Origin of the sequence: Chromobacterium piscinae (genome assembly GCF_021129175.1) — a bacterium.
Classification (GTDB): Bacteria; Pseudomonadota; Gammaproteobacteria; order Burkholderiales; family Chromobacteriaceae; genus Chromobacterium; species Chromobacterium piscinae.
Genome location: NZ_JAJOHV010000094.1, coordinates 1 through 20,081, shown reverse-complemented (window position 1 = coordinate 20,081; position 20,081 = coordinate 1). Strand labels below are relative to the sequence as shown.

18 protein-coding genes are annotated in these 20,081 nt (G+C 58.4%); 11 read left to right on the top strand and 7 right to left on the bottom strand.

The window, feature by feature from the left end:
• Positions 1-71: 71 nt before the first annotated feature.
• Positions 72-806, bottom strand: coding sequence for a GntR family transcriptional regulator (locus LQR33_RS20460; protein WP_021478555.1), 735 nt, complete (start codon positions 804-806; stop codon positions 72-74).
• 198 nt (positions 807-1,004) lie between these two features.
• On the opposite strand from LQR33_RS20460, the gene LQR33_RS20455 reads away from it, so the two are divergent.
• The 3 genes from LQR33_RS20455 to lysS all read left to right on the top strand — a co-directional run bounded on the left by LQR33_RS20455 (position 1,005) and on the right by lysS (position 4,803).
• Complete coding sequence (locus LQR33_RS20455; RefSeq protein ID WP_021478556.1) at positions 1,005-1,985, top strand: malate dehydrogenase; 981 nt, start codon at positions 1,005-1,007, stop codon at positions 1,983-1,985.
• Positions 1,986-2,097: 112 nt separating this feature from the next.
• Positions 2,098-3,205 (top strand): peptide chain release factor 2 gene (prfB, locus tag LQR33_RS20450; protein WP_166441305.1). Its coding sequence is split into 2 segments (ribosomal slippage): positions 2,098-2,181 and positions 2,183-3,205, totalling 1,107 coding nucleotides; the frame shifts between segments, so codons are not numbered across the junction.
• A gap of 89 nt (positions 3,206-3,294) precedes the next feature.
• On the top strand, positions 3,295-4,803 hold the full coding sequence (gene lysS, locus LQR33_RS20445; RefSeq protein WP_166441304.1) for a lysine--tRNA ligase: 1,509 nt from the start codon (positions 3,295-3,297) through the stop codon (positions 4,801-4,803).
• Positions 4,804-4,879: 76 nt separating this feature from the next.
• On the opposite strand, the gene LQR33_RS20440 is transcribed toward lysS, so the two are convergent.
• Together LQR33_RS20440 and LQR33_RS20435 are read right to left on the bottom strand one after the other, a co-directional pair.
• A complete protein-coding gene (locus LQR33_RS20440) occupies positions 4,880-5,986 on the bottom strand; it encodes a hypothetical protein (protein ID WP_231470249.1) in 1,107 nt (368 codons plus the stop codon).
• The gene (locus tag LQR33_RS20435) at positions 5,986-7,545 is read right to left on the bottom strand and encodes a DUF3696 domain-containing protein (protein ID WP_231470246.1); all 1,560 of its coding nucleotides are present in this window, start codon (positions 7,543-7,545) and stop codon (positions 5,986-5,988) included. The genes LQR33_RS20440 and LQR33_RS20435 overlap by 1 nt, the downstream gene beginning before the upstream one ends.
• A gap of 1,164 nt (positions 7,546-8,709) precedes the next feature.
• Between LQR33_RS20435 and LQR33_RS20430 the strand changes: the two genes are divergently transcribed.
• Together LQR33_RS20430 and LQR33_RS20425 are read left to right on the top strand one after the other, a co-directional pair.
• Positions 8,710-9,126 (top strand): DUF1484 domain-containing protein, encoded by a 417-nt coding sequence (locus LQR33_RS20430; RefSeq protein ID WP_231470244.1) that lies wholly within the window; start codon positions 8,710-8,712, stop codon positions 9,124-9,126.
• 351 nt (positions 9,127-9,477) lie between these two features.
• On the top strand, positions 9,478-9,891 hold the full coding sequence (locus LQR33_RS20425; protein ID WP_231470242.1) for a GFA family protein: 414 nt from the start codon (positions 9,478-9,480) through the stop codon (positions 9,889-9,891).
• A 143-nt stretch (positions 9,892-10,034) separates the two neighbouring features.
• On the opposite strand, the gene LQR33_RS20420 is transcribed toward LQR33_RS20425, so the two are convergent.
• From LQR33_RS20420 to LQR33_RS24440, 3 genes are all read right to left on the bottom strand, one after another.
• Positions 10,035-11,126 (bottom strand): CV39L family lectin, encoded by a 1,092-nt coding sequence (locus tag LQR33_RS20420; protein WP_221668816.1) that lies wholly within the window; start codon positions 11,124-11,126, stop codon positions 10,035-10,037.
• 485 nt (positions 11,127-11,611) lie between these two features.
• Entirely contained in the window at positions 11,612-12,034 is a 423-nt protein-coding gene (locus LQR33_RS20415; protein ID WP_231179496.1) for a hypothetical protein, read from the bottom strand.
• A 189-nt stretch (positions 12,035-12,223) separates the two neighbouring features.
• Positions 12,224-12,481 carry a double zinc ribbon domain-containing protein gene (locus tag LQR33_RS24440; RefSeq protein WP_378076547.1) on the bottom strand — a complete coding sequence of 86 codons (258 nt, stop codon included), beginning with the start codon at positions 12,479-12,481 and terminating at the stop codon, positions 12,224-12,226.
• Positions 12,482-12,761: 280 nt separating this feature from the next.
• On the opposite strand from LQR33_RS24440, the gene LQR33_RS20410 reads away from it, so the two are divergent.
• The 3 genes from LQR33_RS20410 to LQR33_RS20400 all read left to right on the top strand — a co-directional run bounded on the left by LQR33_RS20410 (position 12,762) and on the right by LQR33_RS20400 (position 16,042).
• Positions 12,762-13,217 carry a GNAT family N-acetyltransferase gene (locus LQR33_RS20410; RefSeq protein WP_231179494.1) on the top strand — a complete coding sequence of 152 codons (456 nt, stop codon included), beginning with the start codon at positions 12,762-12,764 and terminating at the stop codon, positions 13,215-13,217.
• A gap of 165 nt (positions 13,218-13,382) precedes the next feature.
• The gene (locus tag LQR33_RS20405) at positions 13,383-13,988 is read left to right on the top strand and encodes a hypothetical protein (RefSeq protein WP_231470241.1); all 606 of its coding nucleotides are present in this window, start codon (positions 13,383-13,385) and stop codon (positions 13,986-13,988) included.
• 437 nt (positions 13,989-14,425) lie between these two features.
• Positions 14,426-16,042, top strand: a complete 1,617-nt coding sequence (locus tag LQR33_RS20400; protein WP_231470239.1) for a methyl-accepting chemotaxis protein — start codon at positions 14,426-14,428, stop codon at positions 16,040-16,042.
• Between the two features lie 16 nt (positions 16,043-16,058).
• On the opposite strand, the gene LQR33_RS20395 is transcribed toward LQR33_RS20400, so the two are convergent.
• A complete protein-coding gene (locus LQR33_RS20395) occupies positions 16,059-16,823 on the bottom strand; it encodes an SDR family oxidoreductase (RefSeq protein WP_231470237.1) in 765 nt (254 codons plus the stop codon).
• Between the two features lie 370 nt (positions 16,824-17,193).
• Between LQR33_RS20395 and LQR33_RS20390 the strand changes: the two genes are divergently transcribed.
• The 3 genes from LQR33_RS20390 to LQR33_RS20380 form a co-directional block, all read left to right on the top strand.
• The gene (locus LQR33_RS20390) at positions 17,194-18,066 is read left to right on the top strand and encodes a hypothetical protein (RefSeq protein WP_231179491.1); all 873 of its coding nucleotides are present in this window, start codon (positions 17,194-17,196) and stop codon (positions 18,064-18,066) included.
• Entirely contained in the window at positions 18,063-19,562 is a 1,500-nt protein-coding gene (locus LQR33_RS20385; protein WP_166441030.1) for a hypothetical protein, read from the top strand. The genes LQR33_RS20390 and LQR33_RS20385 overlap by 4 nt, the downstream gene beginning before the upstream one ends.
• 210 nt (positions 19,563-19,772) lie before the next feature.
• Positions 19,773-20,081, top strand: a 309-nt coding sequence (locus LQR33_RS20380; RefSeq protein ID WP_231470235.1) for a DUF2076 family protein, incomplete at its 3' end; no start/stop codon positions are given.

The window sequence follows — 20,081 nt, the reverse complement described above, 5'->3', positions numbered from 1 at the left end:
GGGGATTCTAACAAAAGTTGGTCTATCCCGCTGGCCGCTCTCCGCTTAATCTGCGTCAAGGACAGCGGCGTTCAGCCGTGTTTCACTGTATAAGCCAGCTGGTGCGTCAGGCAGTAACGCTGCCGCCACTCCAGCGGGCGGCCGTCCATGTCCGCAGACAGCCGCAGCAGGCACAGGGCCGGCACGTCGGCCACCATGCCGGTCACGCCCAGCAGCCCTGCCTCCTCGCGCGGCAGCATCTCGGCGCGGAACTGCTCGCACACCACTTTCACCCGCACGCCGAAGCGCTGCTGCAGCGTGGCGTACACGCCGGCCGAATTGCGCAGCCAGCGCGCGTCCATGCCGTCGAACGTCTCCGCCGGCAGCAGCGCGTCGTCCAGCGCCACCGGCGCGCCATGCCAGCGCCACAGCTGGCGAATTCTCAATAAAGGCGCAAGGCGCCGCAATTGCAAAGCCTCGGCGATGTCCTCGCTGGCGTTCAGCCGGGACATGCCGAGAAATTCCCTGACCAGTTCGTCCGGCCGCTCGAAAAACAGGCCCGGCGTCAGCAACGAGGCCTCGCCCCAATCGCCGGGCACCGGCGCCGCATAAGTGCCCCTGCCCTGCTGGCGGTACAGCAAGCCCGCGTCCACCAGCTCCGACAGCGCCTTCCTCACCGTGCCCTGGCTCGCGCCAAGCTCGTCGGCCAGCTCCCATTCGCTGGGCAGCGCGTCGTGCGCCTGCCATTCGCCGCCGCTCATGCGCTGCATCAGCAGCTGTTTGACCTGAGCATAAAGCGGCTGTCTTTTCAGCGTATTGGCTGTCATGGTCTGTGTTTTAACACCAAACAATTCCAGCGTAAAGATAAGTCTTATATAAGACATAAGACTTAAACGGTTGTTTAACGACATATTCTTGACAGATAACCCAAATCGATAAACAGCCGTGATACACTCCAGGCCACATCTATACTGCAGAGCACCATCTGCAGCTCATTATCGGATACATCAAAGGAGAGTCCGCCAATGAAAGCCCCCGTTCGCGTTGCCGTTACCGGCGCTGCCGGCCAGATCGGCTACAGCCTGCTGTTCCGCATTGCCAGTGGTGAAATGCTGGGCAAGGATCAACCGGTCATTCTTCACCTGCTGGACCTGCCGCAGGCTCAAACCGCGCTGAAGGGCGTGATGATGGAGCTGGAAGACTGCGCCTTCCCGCTGTTGGCCGGCATGGTAGCCACCGACGACCCGAACGTGGCCTTCAAGGATGTGAAAGTCGCCCTGCTGGTCGGCGCCCGCCCGCGCAGCAAGGGCATGGAGCGCAAGGACCTGCTAGAAGCCAACGGCGCCATCTTCACCGTCCAGGGCAAGGCGCTGAACGACCACGCCGCCCGCGACGTCAAGGTGCTGGTGGTGGGCAACCCGGCCAACACCAACGCCTGGATCGCGATGAAGTCCGCTCCGGATCTGGATCCGAAAAACTTCACCGCCATGTTGCGTCTTGACCACAATCGCGCGCTGTCGCAAATCGCCGCCAAGACCGGCAAGCCGGTGGCCTCGATCGAGAAGCTGGCCGTGTGGGGCAACCACTCGCCGACCATGTACGCCGACTACCGCTTCGCCACCATCGACGGCCAATCGGTTAAAACCCTGATCAACGACGACGTGTGGAACCGCGACGTGTTCCTGCCCACCGTGGGCAAGCGCGGCGCCGCCATCATCGAAGCGCGCGGCCTGTCCTCCGCCGCCTCCGCCGCCAACGCCGCCATCGACCACATCCACGACTGGGTGCTGGGCAGCAACGGCAAGTGGGTGACCATGGGCATTCCGTCCGACGGCTCCTACGGCATCCCGGAAGGCGTGATGTACGGCGTACCGGTTGTATGCGAAAATGGCGAATACAAACGTGTAGAAGGCCTGGAGATCGACGCGTTCAGCCGCGAGCGGATGGACCTGACCCTGGCCGAGCTGGAAGAAGAGCGCGCAGCCATCGCTCACCTGTTTGGCTGATTTTCCGGCCTGACCGAAGAGAAGCGCACCAAACGGTGCGCTTTTTGTCTTTGGTCAAACCGCGAAAATACATTTGAATTTACTAATACAGACTGCCATTTGGAGCGAAAGCATGATCGAAGTTGAAGTTTTGAACCAAATCGCGGCCAAAATCGAAGACCTGGCCGCCCGCGCCGCCGATATTCGGGGGTATCTTTGACTACGACGGTAAAAAAGACCGTCTGGAAGAAGTAAGCCGCCTGACCGAAGACCCGGATATCTGGAACGACCCCAAAAAGGCGCAGGATCTGGGCCGCGAGCGCAAACAGCTGGAAGACGTGGTGCTGGTGCTGGACAGCATCAACGCCACCATCGCCGACAGCCGCGAACTGTTCGACATGGGCAAGAGCGAGGAAGACGACGACACCATCCTCGCGGTGCAGGCCGATCTGGAAGAAGTGGAAGAGAAAGTGGCGAAGATGGAATTCCGCCGCATGTTCCACGACCCGATGGACCCCACCAACTGCTTCATCGACATCCAGGCCGGCGCCGGCGGCACCGAAGCCCAGGACTGGGCCGGCATGCTGCTGCGCATGTACACCCGCTACGCCGAACGCAAGGGCTTCAAAGTGGACGTGCTGGAGCTGTCCGAAGGCGAAGTGGCCGGCGTCACCAGCGCCACGCTGAAGATCGAAGGCGAATACGCCTACGGCCTCTTGCGCACCGAAGTGGGCGTGCACCGCCTGGTTCGCGTGTCGCCGTTCGACTCCAACGCCCGCCGCCACACCTCGTTCTCGTCGGTCTTCGTCTACCCCGAGGTGGACGACAGCTTCGAGATCGACATCAACCCGGCAGACGTGCGCACCGACACCTACCGCGCCTCCGGCGCCGGCGGCCAGCACATCAACAAGACCGACTCCGCCGTGCGTCTGACCCACATCCCGACCAATATCGTGGTGCAGTGCCAGAACGACCGTTCCCAGCACCGCAACCGCGACGAGGCCTGGCAGATGCTGCGCGCCAAGCTGTACGAGCTGGAGCTGAAGAAGCGCAACGAAGCCAAGCAGGCGCTGGAAGACACCAAGACCGACGTGGGCTGGGGCCACCAGATCCGCTCCTACGTGTTCGACCAGTCCCGCATCAAGGATTTGCGCACCAGCTACGAAGTGGGCAACATCAAGGGCGTCATGGACGGCGACCTGGACGGCTTCATCGAAGCCAGCCTCAAGCACGGCGTCTAAGCCATATCGGGCCGGCCCCTCCGCGGGGCCGGCCTTCGCGTTGTACTTTTGTTAATTGCCGAAGGAACCCTACCCGGCACGGAGTCATCATGTCTGATCACGAACAAGCACAGGCGCAAAGCCAAGACGAAAACCAGATCATGGCGGAACGCCGCCTGAAACTGAAAGCGATCCGCGAAAAAGGCATCGCCTACCCCAACGACTTCAAACGCAGCCACTTCGCCAAACCGCTGCAGGACGACCACGCCGCCAAAGAAGCAGAAGCGCTGGAAGCCGAAAAAATCGAAGTCGCCGTCGCCGGCCGCATGATGCTTAAACGTGTGATGGGCAAAGCCAGCTTCGCCACCCTGCAGGACAGCAGCGGCCGCATCCAGGCCTTCATCTCCCGCGACAACGTGGGCGAAGACGTCTACGCCGACTTCAAGCGCTGGGATCTGGGCGACATCATCGCCGTCAAGGGCCTGCTGTTCAAGACCAAGACCGGCGAACTGACGGTGCAGGCGACCGAAGTGCGCATGCTGTCCAAGAACATCCGTCCGCTGCCGGAAAAATTCCACGGCATCGCCGACCAGGAAACCAAGTACCGCCAGCGCTACGCCGACCTCATCATGAGCGAGGAAAGCCGCGACACCTTCATCAAGCGCTCCAAGATCGTGCAGAAAGTGCGCGACGTGATGGTGGGCGAAGGCTACCTGGAAGTGGAAACCCCGATGATGCACCCGATCCCGGGCGGCGCGTCGGCCAAGCCCTTCGTCACCCACCACAACGCCCTGGACATGCCGCTCTACCTGCGCATCGCGCCGGAGCTGTACCTGAAGCGCCTGGTGGTGGGCGGCCTGGAACGCGTGTTCGAGATCAACCGCAACTTCCGCAACGAGGGGATGAGCACGCGCCACAACCCCGAGTTCACCATGATCGAGTTCTACGAAGCGTACAGCGACTACCAGCGCATGATGGAGATGACCGAAACCATCATCCGCGAATGCGCGCTGGTTTCCTGCGGCGCCACCACCGTGACCTACCAAGGCAAGGAAGTGGACCTGGGCAAGCCGTTCGACCGCTTCACCATCGTGGAAGCGATCAAGCACTACAACCCGCAATACACTGACGCTCAGCTGTCCGATTCCGCCTGGGTGGCCAGCGAAATCAAGCGCCTGGGCGGCAAGCTGCCCCCGGCCCCGGGCCTGGGCAGCCTGCAGCTGGCACTGTTCGAAGAATGCGCCGAGTCCCTGCTGTGGAACCCGACCTTCATCATCGACTACCCGGTGGAAGTGTCCCCGCTGGCGCGCGGCTCCGACACCCAGCCGGGCCTGACCGAGCGTTTCGAGCTGTTCATCGTCGGCCGCGAGCACGCCAACGGCTACTCAGAGTTGAACGATCCGGAAGACCAGGCCGCGCGCTTCCAGGCGCAAGTCGCCCAGAAGGACGCCGGCGACGACGAGGCGATGCACTACGACGCCGACTACATCCGCGCGATGGAATACGGCCTGCCGCCGACGGGCGGTTGCGGCATCGGCATCGACCGTTTGGTGATGTTGCTGACGGATGCGCCGTCTATTCGGGATGTGATCTTGTTCCCGCATATGCGTCCGGAGTAAGATTTAGTCCAGACACTGGGCTGATGAGAAAGCCGCTCACTGCAAGGTGGGCGGCTTCTTTATAAATCCACACTATTCAATTCAGATTAATTCTGCTTGGTGCACAACACCATGCATAAAGCTCCGCTCCAATATCCATCCATATCCCTTTTATAGTGGCACATGACTCCACTGCTCCCCTTCTCTCTCCCTCACTCATACTATTCATTTTAGCAACAACTTTCTTCATTAAACTATCCCCCAATCCATAAACTGTCTGACACTCACACAGATCTTTCCCCTCCTGACAAAAACACCACATATCTTTTTGGACACTGAAAATGGTTTCTCTCTTCTCTTCCCAAAAAGATTTAACAGCCGGTTTGCCTATTCTTTTCGGGTGAGGAACACCCTCTCTAACTTTTATATACCTCTTCAAATCCGGCCAATTATCTTCAATTAATGAATACTGATTCAATGCTTTTTGCTTATTCACATCATCTTGAAAAATCATCTTATAAATAGCATTAGGGATCAGCGATTCAATTGAGTGAGCATCAATCACTTTACAACCAGAAAGCTTTCGATCATTACAGCTTTGCATTACCTTAGTTGCAGTTTTACCAATACTTACCGCCGGAGCAAGTTTGTCATTATCTACCATGCAAAATATGGGATTCTTTTCATTCCTCTGACTAGATTCAAACACATCACCAGTCGTATCCCCTCCACCAGGAACATTTTGAAAACATATATTAACTGGCACATCATTTACTTCAGAAAATAAATAACTTGTATATTTGTAAAACTCTGCGTCATAGCTATTTTCTGTTATAAATATTGACTTTTGAATTGCTTGGCTATCATCAAAATAAGACAATGGTACCTTTACAACATTTTTCCCATTGCTGTGATGTTTTACCTTTTCAATTTCACCATCCAAAACTATGGATATATAAGTATTACATACAGAAAAGCATTTATTTGCTATTAAGCTATCAGAAGCACTTCGCTTAATAGATGCAAACACCATAGAATTAAATTTATCTGAATTTTCATTCAAAAAATTCAACAATTTTCTTGAAAAAATAACATAATGTTTCCCCTCGCGATATGATATGAAAATATTAGAAACTGCATTAATATGAATTTTATTATTGAAGTCAATTAGATCAGCAACCCCATCTCCGATGGCGATTATCATTAATAATCCCCCACACTTGCCATCTCAATATCATCTTCCTCAAAGAACCCATATGGCCAATTCAATACATTCCCTCCTTTATCAACAGTTGCCACTTTGATCTCTGTCGATTTTTTGTTCTTATCAAAAATAAGAACTTGGAATGCATCCAAAAGACTAGACTCACTGTAAGCAACTATTCTAGAAATTTTATTAACAAGCGTTTGACTATGGGTCTCGATCACTAGACGTAAATCAATATCTTTTTGATTTGCGATAGAAACTGATTTAGCAAATATTGCCCCTAACTTGGCTTGCAATTTCGGATGAAGATGCAATTCCGGTTGTTCGATGACAAAAATTCTTGGTATTTTTAGAGAAGGCCTACCTTTCTCTTTTTGCTCATTCACAGCAACCCATAGCGAAGCAATAATTGGAAGAACCTGAGAGTAACCGAATCCGGTATCAATAATATTTTCGTCTACGCCTGTATTTTCATCATTAACGTAGATGCTTAGCTGTCCCTCTTTTTCTTTTGTTTTTATTGACATGCCGAAATTATCTTGGCTCCACTGTGAAAACTCTTGCTTCTGAGCATCAGTCAATGAATTCAAAAATATCGCTAAATTCCTTCCATCAAAATCTACTTGCTTTATCTGAAGATCTTTCAATCTATAAAATCGTTCCGCATTAGCTCTGGTTGGCGTGATATAGTGTATTTTATGTGCAACATGCTGAACGGCTCGCCTTGTTATGAACAACGCCTGCGAAAGATAATTGATCAACCAAGCATTTCTTAACTCAGAAATTTGATCATTCGTTATGCTTACCGTGCTAAATACTCTTTTTACATTAACTTGAAAACCACTCATAGAATCTGGTTTGATTTTTTTTATTATAGAAGTCAGCTTTTCCCTCTTTACATTGCTATTTTGCAAAATACTCCTAATAGCCTTAACATACTCCAAAGGAAATGCATAGAAATACCCAAATGGAAAATCAACCTCATCTTGTGGGTCAGTGGATTCAATCGTAGGTATAATTCTATTCTGATCCACCGAAATTAAAAATGGTAATTTAATACCATTTAAATATACCACAGTAATCTTTGGATCTTTCTCATTTAAATCAAAAACAAAATGATCTGTTTCATTTAAATTCCACTTTATAAAACACTCAAATTTTGACATGAATGTTTGCCAACTACTCTTTCTTTTCTTCAGATAAACTTTAACCTCAAAGGTAGGGTGACAAGTATCTTCATCAAAGTCTTCCCACCCAAACATGGTACTTTCAATTTTTGAGTAGGAGCTTCCATCAAATAAAAATCCAAAAACAATCTCCTCCCCCTTTGAATCTCTATTTATCGCATTATCAAAAGTTCCAAAATCAACATATTTATCATACCAAAGAATAGGACCTTTTGTTTCAGTTTCCATGCTCTGTCTCAGCAAAGGAAAGAATCTTAAAAATGAACTTTTCCCACTACTATTACCTCCAATAAGAATATTTAATTTTTTAAGCTTAACTGGATCAATTTCTTTAAAAGATCTAAAATTTTTAAACGATATAGCATCCATTTTTTTCCTTACATATCACAGATTGAAATACGATTATTTAGAAGCGCAGCTGGCTACTACGATAGGTAATTCGCCACGTTCTCCATTTAGAACCGTAGGTTGGGCTGAGCCAAGCGAAGCCCAACGTTTACCGCGCGATACGGATTGGTTTTGTATCCGCTCCGCGGACAGATGATTCAGTGCCGGTTCCGACCGGCTGGACGGGTCCATTTCTTTTGCCTCGCCAAAAGAAATAGACGAAAGAAAAGGCGACCCAACAACGCTGCGAAATCCCGCCTCCGGAGCCCTTTCCAAGACACCGCCGAACTCGCGGGGCGCTAACGTCGCCCCGCTCAAACAAGCGGCGGCTTAAAACCTTGGAAAGGGCTTCGGAGTCGGCTTGCGCTGATGGGATAGGGGCAAGTCGGTTCGACTCTACAACCAGCAAAAAGCAAAGACATTGAGATAATACAACACCAGCATAACTCATTCATCATGTCAGCAAGTTTGAAGCTCTCTATGACATGGACGAAGACAAGCTTGTAGGAATCTTGGTCAGCCGTTCTGAGATATCCACATGGTAGCGTGGACTGGCAGACGAGAAATAAGCTCGTTTGCGACGCGCCCCAATCCCTTCAAGCCTACCGCCGGGTGGCAGGCCCGAGGTTTTAAGCGGCTGCCTGTTTGAGTCCCGCGACGTTAGCGCGGGACGAGTTCAGCCGCGCCTCGGGCCTGACGGGAACCGGCGGGTAACCGAAGGCCAGGCTTGCAGGGTGGCCGGGATACCGAATGAGGTTATAAAGCAGGCAAATATCCCCTCCCTACCGCCGGGCAGCCCCGGCAATCCAAATCATCATCCGCGCAGCGGACTCCACGTACTGCTCCAAAGCCTAGCCGCATTCCTAGCTCATTTGCTTGCCTGACCAGCCCTCCCACCGGATAATCACCCCGTGCCGTTCAATAGCGGCATCAGGTTTGGCGACCTGTTACCTAAGGCGGACTGACGCAGCTTCGACTGCGGCTTGTCCACACACACCATTGCCATGCGCAATTTATGGCGGGCCTTGGTGGGGATACCTCCGGGTATGCCGGTTCCTTAGGTCCGGTTCGCCAACCCTGCCATGCGCCTGCCACCCCTCGTTTGGCGACGAGCGGCAGGCGAAACAACCTAAGGAGGGTTTTGCCATGCCTAGCATCACCCGCAGTTCATCGCATCTCGCGTTTTCCCTGAGCAACCATCATCCCGCCCACAGCCGTTGGCTGCTGCACAACCAAGTCCCCACCCATCCGCCCAGCCTGCTAGCCATGACCCGGCTGCACGAAGCCTTTGCCGCCTTGCAAGAGCAAATGGCCAACAAGGACCAAGCCAAAGTCAGAGAGCCGGCCGCGCGCGTGGCGCATTTGTGCCAGGACATTGAGCAGGCGGTGGTGGAGTCCATCTGCCACCTCGCCCACGGCCAGTTGGGTTTGCAGTCGGTTATCGAACTGCTTGCCTGCCTGGGCGATGACGTCCGTCTGCCTTCCAGCCGCATCAAGGAATTGCTGGAGCCGCTGGATAAACGGATGAATCAGTCCCTCGCCCTGCTCACCCGCGTGCTGTAGCCTTGCTCCATAAGCCAACAGCCTGTCCGCTTCCCAGCGGCAGGCTGTTTTGATGTCATGGATCAACTTGGCGGAACGATCCCGGGGGAACGCCGGCGGGATGACAAGATTGAAAGGTCTTAACCCGGGTCTTGCCCCAGCGCGGCTGACATTCCCCTCCAGCCACAAGACTTCACACTTCCATTTCAAATGGATATAGTCTTGTCGCATATCCATTCCTTGCCGCGTCACGATGCGTGCTCCTTGCTTAGCTATCCCCTTGCAGCCTCAACGGCGATAACCAGCCGACCACTCAGGTCAGGCAAGCGGCGGCTTCAACGAGATCCCCCCAGCAATCCATACGGAGATGAGATGACTTCAAAATACACCGGGCAGTGTCTTTGCGGCGAGGTCCACTATTCAGTCGATGTCGAGCCTCTGTTTGCCGGCAACTGCCACTGCAAGGATTGCCAGCGCAGCTCGGGCAGCGCTTATATACCGGCCATGCTGTTCCCGGAAAAAGAAGTCACTGTGTCTGGAACAGCCAAGTATTTCGAGACCACGGCCGACAGCGGCCATACCCATGGCAGGGGCTTCTGTCCGAACTGCGGCTCCCAGCTGTTCGCCAAGTTCGGCGGTTTTCCCGGCATGCTGGGCATCAAGGCCGGCACATTGAACGACACCTCGCTATACGTCCCAAAGCTGGATTTCCACGTGGCCAGCGCCGCGGCGTGGGACTCCATGGACCCAAGGCTTCCCAAGAAACAAGGCGCGGCCCAGGGCTGACGCATCGCCAGCCCACCCACTGCCCACTCTCCATCCAACTGGCAAAGCCCTATCCTCTAAACAACAAGCCCTCCTGACTGCGGAGGGCTTGGACTCGGTCCCGGCAGGCTTGCGCCCGCAGGAATCAGTGGCTCATCTTGGCATCATGGCGCTTTGGGCAGCTCGAAACCCGCGTGCCACTTGCCTTCGGAGTCTTGCCACGACACCAGGTAGACATTGCCCTGCGCGTCGGTGCCCACCACCTGCAGATAGTGGTTATTGCCGTTGCCGGTCGCCAGTTGCGAGAAGCTGCCGTTGTAGCCGGACGGCTGCGGCAGCGTCAGGCCGCCATGCCAGTTGCCGCCGTTGTCCTGCCACGAAACCAGGTAGGCCACGCCGTTGCTGCCGATGCCGAACACTTGCAGGTAGTTGCTGTTGCCGATGCCGGTGACCAGCTTGGCGAAAGTGCCGTTGTAGCCGCTGGGCTTGGGCAGCGCGAAGCCGGGGTGCCAGTTGCCGCCATTATCCTGCCAGGCGACCAAATAGGCGTTGCCGTCGGCGCCGATGCCCAGCACTTGCAGGAAGTTGCTGTTGCCGACGCCAGTGGCCAGCTGCGTGAAGGTGCCGCTGTAGCCGCTGGGCTTGGGCAGCGCGAAGCCCGGGCTCCATTGGCCCTGGGCGTTTTGCCAAGTCACCAGGTAAGCGTTGCCGTCATTGCCCACCCCCACGACTTGCAGGAAGTGGTCGTTGCCGTTGCCGGTCGCCAGTTGCTGGAAACCGCCCGCGTAGCCGCTGGGATTGGGCAGCGGCATGCCGGCATGCCAGTTGCCGCCATTGTCCTGCCAAGCCACCAGATACGGCGAGGACTCCACTCTGGCGCCTATCACCTGCAAGTAATTGCTGTTGCCGATCCCGGTCACCAGAGGGCCGCCGCTGTAGCCGCTCGGCTTGGGCAGCGGCATGCCGCCGTGCCACTTGCCGCTGCCGTCCTGCCACGAAACCAGGTAGGGATTGCCATCCTCGCCCGCGCCCAGCACCTGCAGATAGTTGCTGTTGCCCACGCCAGTGGTCAGCTGGAAGAAATGCCCTTTCGGATAATCGGACGGAACCGGCAGCGCGAAGCCCGCGTGCCAGTTGCCGCCGGAGTCTTGCCAGTCGGTCAGATAAGCGGTGTCCGTGATGTTGGCGAGTCCCAATATCTGAAGATAATTGCTGTTGCCGTTTCCAGTAGCCAAACCATGAAATTGCGATGACATATTGCTCACTCCTTGAGTTGAAACATGCATGCGACCTGGCAGCTCAGGGCTCGACGGCCATGACCGAGCTCCGCCACTTTAGGCCGGAAACTGGTGCTCAACCCCATGCTTTAGGACTGAAAGGCAAACAGACGCCATAATCCTGCGGTTTTCACTTAGCCAACCCGGCGCATCCATCGACGACAAAAACAACATGATGCGGCAGCGCATGACTCTGCTTTTTCATGCCAAGCGAAGCGCCCATCCATTCAAGCTGTTTGGCGCGCGGAGTCCAAGCGCAGCGCGAGCATCCCGCACATGCCGCTGTGGGAAGCGACCGTGACCGGATGGCCAGCCGGACACCTAGATATCCACTCCGTCCCTCAGAGCTCGACGACAAGCCGCTGGAGAAAATAGGCAAGCCGCGCGCGCATGAAAAACAGCCAGGCCGCCGGAAAGCGGGACTGGCTGTTTAGCGCCGCCATCCATGGCGGCATGGCGTATCTTCAGACGGACTCAGCCTCCAACTGATACGCCTGCATCACCTCAAGGCTATGCGCCAACGACTGCGCCTGATTCCAGCAACCCATGTTTTTCGCGGTTTCTATCGCGCCGCGGGCTTCGGCCATCAGGTCGAAACGCTCGGGAAGCGGGTCGCCATAGCGGATGTTGAGTATCCGTATATCCATCGCCAAGTTCAGGCTGCGGCTCTCCTCCCGGTTGATCCGGCCCGCCTTCAGCAGCGCGCTCACCGCAGCTCTGCCTTCATCCGTGGTGAGACTTCCCAAATCCAGTCTGTCAGGCGCCGGCTGCGGCGCTTCCACGCCTGCATCCGGTTTCCGCCATCCGGCAAAAAAAGCGCGAAGGCGCTCAAGAATGGCCGCGTGATCAACCGGCTCATGCGACGGATGGATGGACAGAATGGACATGGCGGCGCTCCAGAACGAGTCAACCAGGCGTAGCTGGCCGTTTTCATGCGGCAAGAGAATCCACGCCAGGCAATGCTTACATCATGACAAACCCAGCATAGGCGCGGCCATACTCACCTTCAATTGGTTAATATACCTATTAGACAATCAAATAAATATCAACCCTCTATCCCTATCGACGCCCCTCACTCAGCCCAGTCCTGCGCCACAGCGGGAACAGAACTTCGCCGCGGCGGCGGCCTCTTGTCCGCATGATCCGCAACGACGCGGGACCAACCCCGCGCCGCAATGCTGGCAGAACCGCGCGGCAGGATCATTCCCCCGCCGGCAACTCGGGCAGCTTGCCGACGGCGTCTGTGCAGGCTGGGGAGCGGAGTGGCCTTCGCGGCGGCCATGATGCTCATCGCAGCCGTGATGGCGGCCAAACAGTTTTCCGAAATGACCCATTGCCTGTCTCCCTTTCATGTGGATACCTCCATGAAAACGCCTGTAGCCGCTAGAGGGTCAAGTGCTTGGCCGCGCCGCTCTTCATTTCCCCGCGCCAACCGGCGCCAACCTCACCTCTCGGACTAAAATATCGTCCAACAAGACGCAACGCCGCCCTCGATGGTAATCAGCTCTCAGCAGGCGCAGACTATCCATTTCGAGTAAGAACTGGCATGCTACCCCTCGCCTCCGGCTACATCTCCCCTTTGGCATAAATGAATAAAACACGGATTGAGCGAACATGATTATCAGACCTGTTGACCGAAACGACTACGAAGCCTGGCGGCCGCTATGGGATGGCTATAACGCGTTTTACGGACGCGCCGGAGAAACGGCGTTGCCGGAGAACATCACCCGGCAGACCTGGGCGCGCTTTCTTGATGACCGGGAGCCGGTGGACGCGCTGGTAGCGGAGCTTGATGGAAAAATCGTCGGCCTGGCCCATACCATCATTCACCGCAGCACCACCCGCCTGGCCGATGTGTGCTATCTGCAGGATTTGTTCACCGCGCCGGAAGCCAGGGGGCAAGGCGTGGCGCGGGCCTTGATCGACGCGGCCAAGCAGCGGGCGGCAGCCGCCGGCTGCAACCGCCTCTACTGGCAAACGCACCAAACCAACCAAACGGCCCGCGCGCTGTACGACAAAGTGGCCGAACATCAGGGCTTCATCGTTTACGGCAGCGATGTGCCGGCCTGACGATCCCGCCCCTCCCCAGCCGCCAGCAACCCCGCCCCACCTCATCCCGCCATCCTTGCAAAAGCAGCGGCCCGATACATGCCATTGTCAAATTGATCCGCTATAAGCACTGACGCGCCCCGGCTTTCCGCCGGCGGGCGCCAATTTGACACTGGGATAATCCACATGAAGCTATCGTTTACCAAATGGCCGGCGCTGATCGCGCTGCTGCTGTCTATCCCCGCTCACGCCGCCACCGAAACCATCGTGCTGCTCCGCCATGGCGAGAAGCCCGCCCAGGGGCTGGGGCAAATCACCTGCCAGGGACTGAACCGCGCGCTGGCGCTGCCGCAGGTGCTGGCCAACGCCTTCGGCGCGCCGGACGCGATCTTCGCGCCCGATCCCGCCACCCAGGTATCGGACTCGGGCAACAGCTATTACTACGTGCGCCCGCTGGCGACGATAGAACCCACCGCCATCCGTCTGGGCATGCCGATCAACACCGGCTACGGCTTCACCCAGACATCGGACCTGGCCGCCAAGCTGCTGGACCCGGACTACGCCGGGGCCACCATTTTCGTCGCCTGGGAACACAAGAAGATCGTCACGCTGGCCAAGCAGATCTTTGCCAACCTCAAGCAGTCGGCCAACATCCCGTACTGGTCCGATTCCGACTACGACAGCCTCTACGTCATCACCATCAACGGTTCCGGCAGCCATCGCGCCGCCTCGTTCGCCATCCGGACGCAGGGCCTCAACGGACAAAGCACGGTTTGCCCCGGACCCAATTAAAGCGGCGGGCAAAAATCCTGTAGCCGCGCGGGTGGAACCGCATGCCCCTCGCTCCCAATCGCCGTCCGCGGGATGAATCCCCCATCCCGCGACAGCCGTCTGCGCCGCCTCGCGCCTTCTCCAACCTTCCCCTAGCCGACTGTATTTTTCAGGCTGTTTTTTGATTTCGCGCCGATCACGCGCTAAATGCGCTGCCCGCTTCCAAATGAAATTACGATCCACTTTCATTCAGAATGAGAATAAAAAAACACCCTGATTTTTCGATAGTTTATTTGATATAAATTAATTTCCATCCCGATGGCTAATAGTGTCAAGAACCTAACTTACTGCAAAACCTAATTATTTGAGACTAATTTATTAACTCTATTTCAGGTGAACGCAGAAAAACACGTATTAATACTCAACGCTCTGCCAGCCTGTTGACGAAAGTAATCGCCATGACTGTCTCCAGAAAAATCCTCCTGCTGATTTTGCTGTCCATCCTGGCCCAAATCGGCATCAGCGCATACAGCCTGTATACCCAATCCAGGCTGGCCGCCACCGCCACCAACTTCGCCAATAATGACTACCCCAGCTTGATCACACTGGATCAGTTCAGCAATGCGGTCGCATCGCTGCGCCTGGCAGGCTTGCAGGAGTTGACCGCCGCCAGCGCCACCGATCGCGCCGCCGCCAAAGGCAAGGTAACCGAGGCGTATCAGGCAGCGACCGCATCATTGGCTCGATATCAGAGAATAATCAACGACAGCGAGGACCGCGGACATTTCAACGACGACAGCCGCCTGCTCGACCAATACTACGCCGCCTTGCAGCCGATGCTGGCCGCGGCGGAAAACAACAGGCTGGAGGAAGCGCTCAAGATCCGCGCCAGCATGGTGACGCCTGTCGGCAATGCGCTCACCAAGGCGATAGCCGCCCATATCGATTACAACAAGCGCCATGTCGATCAGGAGGTAGCGGGCTCGCAGGCGCTGATCGACGCCACCCATACCATCACGCTGGCCACCACCGCAGCGTTGACCTTGCTGTTGGCCACGCTCGGCCTGCGCGCCTATTCGTCCATTACCCCGCCGCTACACGACCTGAATCACACGATGAACGAAATAGGCGAGCGTCTGGATTTCACCCTGCAGGTCAAAGTGCATAACCCGAAAGACGAAATCGGCAATACCGCGGCAGCCTTCAATCAACTGGTGCAGCGCATTCGGCACAGCCTGAACGATATCTCGCGCAACTGCGGCAAGGTAGCCAGCTACTCCACCGACCTCGGCCGCGCCGCCGGCTATGTGCAAACCGCGGCGGAGCAACAGAATCAGGCCTCGGCGTCCATCGCGGCCACCATGGAGCAACTGACTGTCAGCATCAACCACGTGGGCGACCGAGCGGAGCAAAGCAACCTGCAAAGCGAGGAGGCCAGCCGCCATGCCGGCACCGGCCATCAGGTGATCTCCAAAACGGCGGAGGAAATCCGCTCCATCTCCGACACTGTCGGCCATGCCAACACCAGCCTCACCGATCTGGAAACACAGAATGGCCGCATCGCCAACTCGGTCAGCAGCATCAAGGACATCGCCGACCAGACCAATCTGCTGGCGCTGAACGCCGCCATCGAGGCGGCGCGGGCGGGCGAAACCGGCCGCGGCTTCGCCGTGGTGGCGGACGAGGTGAGGAAACTGGCCGAACGCACCGCCACCCTCACCAGCGAAATAGACCAAGTCATCCGCGGCGTCACCAGCACCTCTCGCCAGACCACCACCCGCATGAGCGAAACCCAGCAACTGGTGGCGTCCGGCGTGGTGCGCGCCGACGAGGCGATGGCGGCCATCAGCGAGATCGGCAAGTCGTCCGGCTCCGCCATGCAGATGGTGGGCGAGATCGCCGACGCCATCCGCGAGCAAGCCAACGCCTGCAACAGCATCGCCAACCAGGTGGAAAAGATCGCGCAAATGGCCACGCAATCCAGCGCCGCCGCGCAGCAGACCGCCAGCACCGCCCAGCAGCTGGACGAGGCGGTGCTGGAGATGAACGAAGCCGTCCGCCGCTACCGGCTGTGAAGCGGCGCCCTGGCGGCTAGCCCCGCTGGATAGACACCCCGCCATCCGCCAGCATCGCGCTGCCGGTGACGAAGCTGGCCGCGTCGGACGCCAGGAACAGCGCCGCGCGGGCGATCTCCTCCGGCCGCGCCAGCCGCTTCAAGGCATGCAGCCCCTCGACGAAGCCGCGCGCCTCCGGCGTGGGCGCGGCGGCGCGGCCCATTTCGGTATCGACGCCTCCCGGCAGCAGCGCGTTGGCGCGGATGCCGCGCGCGCCGTATTCTGCGGCGATCACCTGGACCAAGCCGATCAGCCCGGCCTTGCTCGCGGCATAGACCCCCATCCCCGGAAAGCCGGCGGTATGGCCGACAAAGGTTGAAGTAAAGACCAGCGATCCGCCGCCCCGTTCCAGCATCGCGGGGATCTGACGGCGCGCGGCTAGAAAGGCGCTGGTCAGATTGGTGTCCAACACAAAGCGCCAGGTTTCGGGCGTGATTTCGTGGACCGGCGCGGCGTCTCCCATGGCGCCGACGTTATTGAAGGCGATGTCCAGCCCGCCGAAGCGCCGGACCGCCGTATCCACCGCCTGCCGCGCGATGGACTCCTCGCGCGCGTCGCCGGCCACTACGGCGATCTCCCCGCCCTCCCGTCGGATGGACGCCGCCAGCCGCTCCAGCTCATGCGCCCGCCGCGCCACCGCGACCACCCGCGCGCCTTCGCGCGCGAACAGGCAGGCCGCCTCATAACCGATGCCGGCGCTGGCGCCTGTCACAATCGCCACTTTTCCCGCAAGCTGTTCCATTTTTTCCTCCGCGTTTTCCAGAACACGCGCCAAGTCTGGAACAGCGCTCCCCACGCGGCGACCCGATTCTTGCCAATCCGCCCGGCTCTCCGGCGCGCGAGTGTTGCGTATTTCGCTCCGCAAAAACCACTACGAACGCATAAACCAATTGCATCGAAAAACAACTGGTCTAAATTACTAACCACCACCTGCAAGGGGAGCGCTTTCGCCCCCTGTTCCTGGCCGCATCGGCGCCTGCAGACGCCGGGCGCATCATAAACGGGCGGCCAACCCAAGCCCCCGTCCATGCCGTGATGGGCTGACGCGTTCCTTTGCGCGCCGACTTCATAGGGGATGTCTCCATCCATCTCTTGAGCGCGAAAGGACAGCCATGTCTGCTCATATCCTGATACGGGACGGTGCGCCGCACTGGTGGCTCAGCACAGATGTCTGGGCCGTGCCCGGCAACGATCCCAACGGCGCGCCCGGCGCGCCGGTTTCCGGCCAGAAAGCCTATGTCTGGGCCCATGTCGACAATATCGGCGACGCGGACGCGCAGAACGTCCGCATCGATTTCTACTGGGCCAACCCGGCCGGGCAAATGACGGCAGGCGCGGTCAATTTCATCGGCTCCGGCTACGCCGATCTGCCGGCTGACCCGAAAGAGGCGATGGGCCAGGACGTGCTGTGCCTGGTGCCCTGGCAGGTGCAGATCGTCAACGACGGCCACGAATGCCTGCTGGCGGCCGCCCATGGCCCGAACGACAGCAATCCGATTCCCGACCCGTTGCCCTCCTCCTACAGTTTCGACCCGCCGGCCCACGACCAGATCGCCCAGCGGAACCTCACCGTGCTGGACGCCAGCAAGATGGCGCCCATGCTGCGCATCGCCGTCAATGGCCTGCCGCGGCAGGACAAGCGGGTGAGGCTGACCGCCGAGTTCGGCGGAGAGCTGGACGAGCGCCAGTTGCAGCGCCTGGGGCTCGCCCGGCTGCAGCTGCGGCCCGCGCCCAAGCCTGAGGTGCAGGTCCGGCTGAGCCTGGAGCCGCGCTGCGGCGGCCAGAGCGACGGCGAGAAAGCGCCCAGCCTGGCCGTCAGCGTGCCGCGCGGCGCGACGGTGCCGGTCTATCTGGACATCCAGGCCGGCCAGCTGCATCCAGACCACTACCAGCTGCTGCACATCGTCGAGCACGACGACGCCGGCAAGCCGCTGGGCGGCGTCAGCTATGTGGTCATACCGCAAGGCAAGGAGAACATACGATGAACACGCCGCTCCAGGTGCTGACGCGCCCATTCGCGATCGAGCCGGTGAGCAGCATCATGCTGCCCGACGGAATATTCGACAACGCGATCTACCAGCTGCGCATCGCCGCGCACTTCACCAATACCTCGGCCAGCCCGCTGAGCAACGTCACCATCTACCTGGAAAGCGTCGGTGATCCCGGCATCGTCCCCACCGCGCATACCTTCACCTTTCCGACCATCCCCGCCGGCGGCACCGTGCTGCTGGCCTGGGACGCGGACTTCCAGCACGCGACGCCGGGCAAGCCGCTGGTGAGCTTCGTCGCTCGCGCCGACGGCTTCGCCGCCCAGCGCTCCATCCAGCAGATATTCGTATCGCAGACCCGCTTCGACAGCGCCAGCAACACCTATACCTGCACAGTCGAGGAAGGCACGCTGACCATCTCCAACATCCAGGGCCACTTGCCAGGCAAGTCCTGGGGCGAGCCGACGGGCAACGGCAAGGAGTGCCGCTGCCCGCCCCGCTTCGGCCCAATGGTGCCCACCGGGCTGACCATGGCTTGGCAACCGAACCCAGCCTACGCCGGCATCCATGCCGAGCTGCCGTTCTCCGACCCCTGGTGGAAGGTGCTGGCCATCATCGTCGCCGCGATCGCGGCGCTGGTGGCCGGGATCGCCGCCGCGGCCGGAGCGGGCAAGGCCAATTTCAGCGTCGGCGGCTCGGTAGAGGAGACCGACCCCAGCGTCAAATGCTGCTCGCTGAAGGGCGCGGCATCGGGCAAAACCGAATTCACCGTCGCCGGCGTGGCTTCGGCCATCGCCTCGGGCGCGATCGCGGTGGCGTGCTCGGACGAGGCCGATCCATTCTGGCGCGGCCAGGCGGCCACCCCGCCCGCGGCCGGCGAGACCACGGTTGCCGAACGGGTGGTGGCCAAGTGGAAAATGCTGGAGGCGCCGGTGGCGGGCAAAGCGTACAAAACCGATGTGTCCTGGACCTACGAACGCTTCACAACCGGTAAGACCTATCACTACGCGGTGACGGAAACCCAGGTCAATGTGCATGCCGCCGGACCGGTGAAAGTGGAGACGCCCGACGTGGTCCACGCCTTCAGCCCGCTGTGGGTGCGCGCCGCCTTCCAACGCCTGGACGGCACGCTGTTCAAGGGCAGCGACCTGTACTCCTTCGCCCTGTTCGAAGCGCCGCAGGGACTGTATTTCGTCGCCCCGCTGACCGATGACGGCCTGGGCTTCGACCCGGGGGCGAACGACGGCACCTATGCCGGCAGCCTGGACCTTGAGCGCGCCTACCGGCTGCTGCTGCAACAACACCAGGACGTGCGCGGCGTCTGGCGGGTGTTCGTGTTCGCCCAAGATGTGAATCTGACCAAGCCTGGCACGCCGCCGCAGATCGCGGCGCAGCACATCGGTGGCTTCTTCGTGTCCAGCGCGATAGAGATCACCTTCGACGACAGCCTGCCCTGCCCTCTCAAGGCCCAGTCGACCATCACCGTGGTCTGACGCTGCGCCGGCTGAGCATCGTCCGATCGCCCCATGCCGGCAACTTGGGAGCGGCCCACCCAGGCCGCTCTTTTCATTCGCGCTTTGACCATGCGAACCTTCCCAGGCAAGTCCAAACGCATATACAATTCGTTTACAAATTAAATCGACATGCTCAAATGAGATGGACGCTAGCCGCGCCGTCTCTCCCCTTCCCCGGAAAATCAAGATATGACCCCGCAAGAAACCCAAGCGCTGCAAAACTTCCTGAATCAACTGGTGCAAGTCCGCGGCATGGCCAAGGACCCGCAAGCCAATGCCACGATCATGCAGGCCGCGGCCCAACAGCCGGACGCCGTCTACCTGCTGGTGTTGCGCTGCATGCAACAGGACCAAGCTCTGAACGCCGCCAACGCCCAAATCGCAAAACTGCAATCGGACCTGCAAGCCGCGCGCAGCGCTCCGGTCCCCGCCGGCGCGCCCGGCACCTTCCTGGACCCCAACGCCGCTTCCGCGGCCTGGGGCGGCGCGCCCGCGGCG

Bases quoted from the DNA above. Each gene is read 5' to 3' on its own strand.
- LQR33_RS20460 (WP_021478555.1), bottom strand. From the start codon at position 806: ATGACAGCCAATACGCTGAAAAGACAGCCGCTTTATGCTCAGGTCAAA.
- LQR33_RS20455 (WP_021478556.1), top strand. From the start codon at position 1,005: ATGAAAGCCCCCGTTCGCGTTGCCGTTACCGGCGCTGCCGGCCAGATC.
- lysS (WP_166441304.1), top strand. From the start codon at position 3,295: ATGTCTGATCACGAACAAGCACAGGCGCAAAGCCAAGACGAAAACCAG.
- LQR33_RS20440 (WP_231470249.1), bottom strand. From the start codon at position 5,986: ATGATAATCGCCATCGGAGATGGGGTTGCTGATCTAATTGACTTCAAT.
- LQR33_RS20435 (WP_231470246.1), bottom strand. From the start codon at position 7,545: ATGGATGCTATATCGTTTAAAAATTTTAGATCTTTTAAAGAAATTGAT.
- LQR33_RS20430 (WP_231470244.1), top strand. From the start codon at position 8,710: ATGCCTAGCATCACCCGCAGTTCATCGCATCTCGCGTTTTCCCTGAGC.
- LQR33_RS20425 (WP_231470242.1), top strand. From the start codon at position 9,478: ATGACTTCAAAATACACCGGGCAGTGTCTTTGCGGCGAGGTCCACTAT.
- LQR33_RS20420 (WP_221668816.1), bottom strand. From the start codon at position 11,126: ATGTCATCGCAATTTCATGGTTTGGCTACTGGAAACGGCAACAGCAAT.
- LQR33_RS20415 (WP_231179496.1), bottom strand. From the start codon at position 12,034: ATGTCCATTCTGTCCATCCATCCGTCGCATGAGCCGGTTGATCACGCG.
- LQR33_RS24440 (WP_378076547.1), bottom strand. From the start codon at position 12,481: ATGGGTCATTTCGGAAAACTGTTTGGCCGCCATCACGGCTGCGATGAG.
- LQR33_RS20410 (WP_231179494.1), top strand. From the start codon at position 12,762: ATGATTATCAGACCTGTTGACCGAAACGACTACGAAGCCTGGCGGCCG.
- LQR33_RS20405 (WP_231470241.1), top strand. From the start codon at position 13,383: ATGAAGCTATCGTTTACCAAATGGCCGGCGCTGATCGCGCTGCTGCTG.
- LQR33_RS20400 (WP_231470239.1), top strand. From the start codon at position 14,426: ATGACTGTCTCCAGAAAAATCCTCCTGCTGATTTTGCTGTCCATCCTG.
- LQR33_RS20395 (WP_231470237.1), bottom strand. From the start codon at position 16,823: ATGGAACAGCTTGCGGGAAAAGTGGCGATTGTGACAGGCGCCAGCGCC.
- LQR33_RS20390 (WP_231179491.1), top strand. From the start codon at position 17,194: ATGTCTGCTCATATCCTGATACGGGACGGTGCGCCGCACTGGTGGCTC.
- LQR33_RS20385 (WP_166441030.1), top strand. From the start codon at position 18,063: ATGAACACGCCGCTCCAGGTGCTGACGCGCCCATTCGCGATCGAGCCG.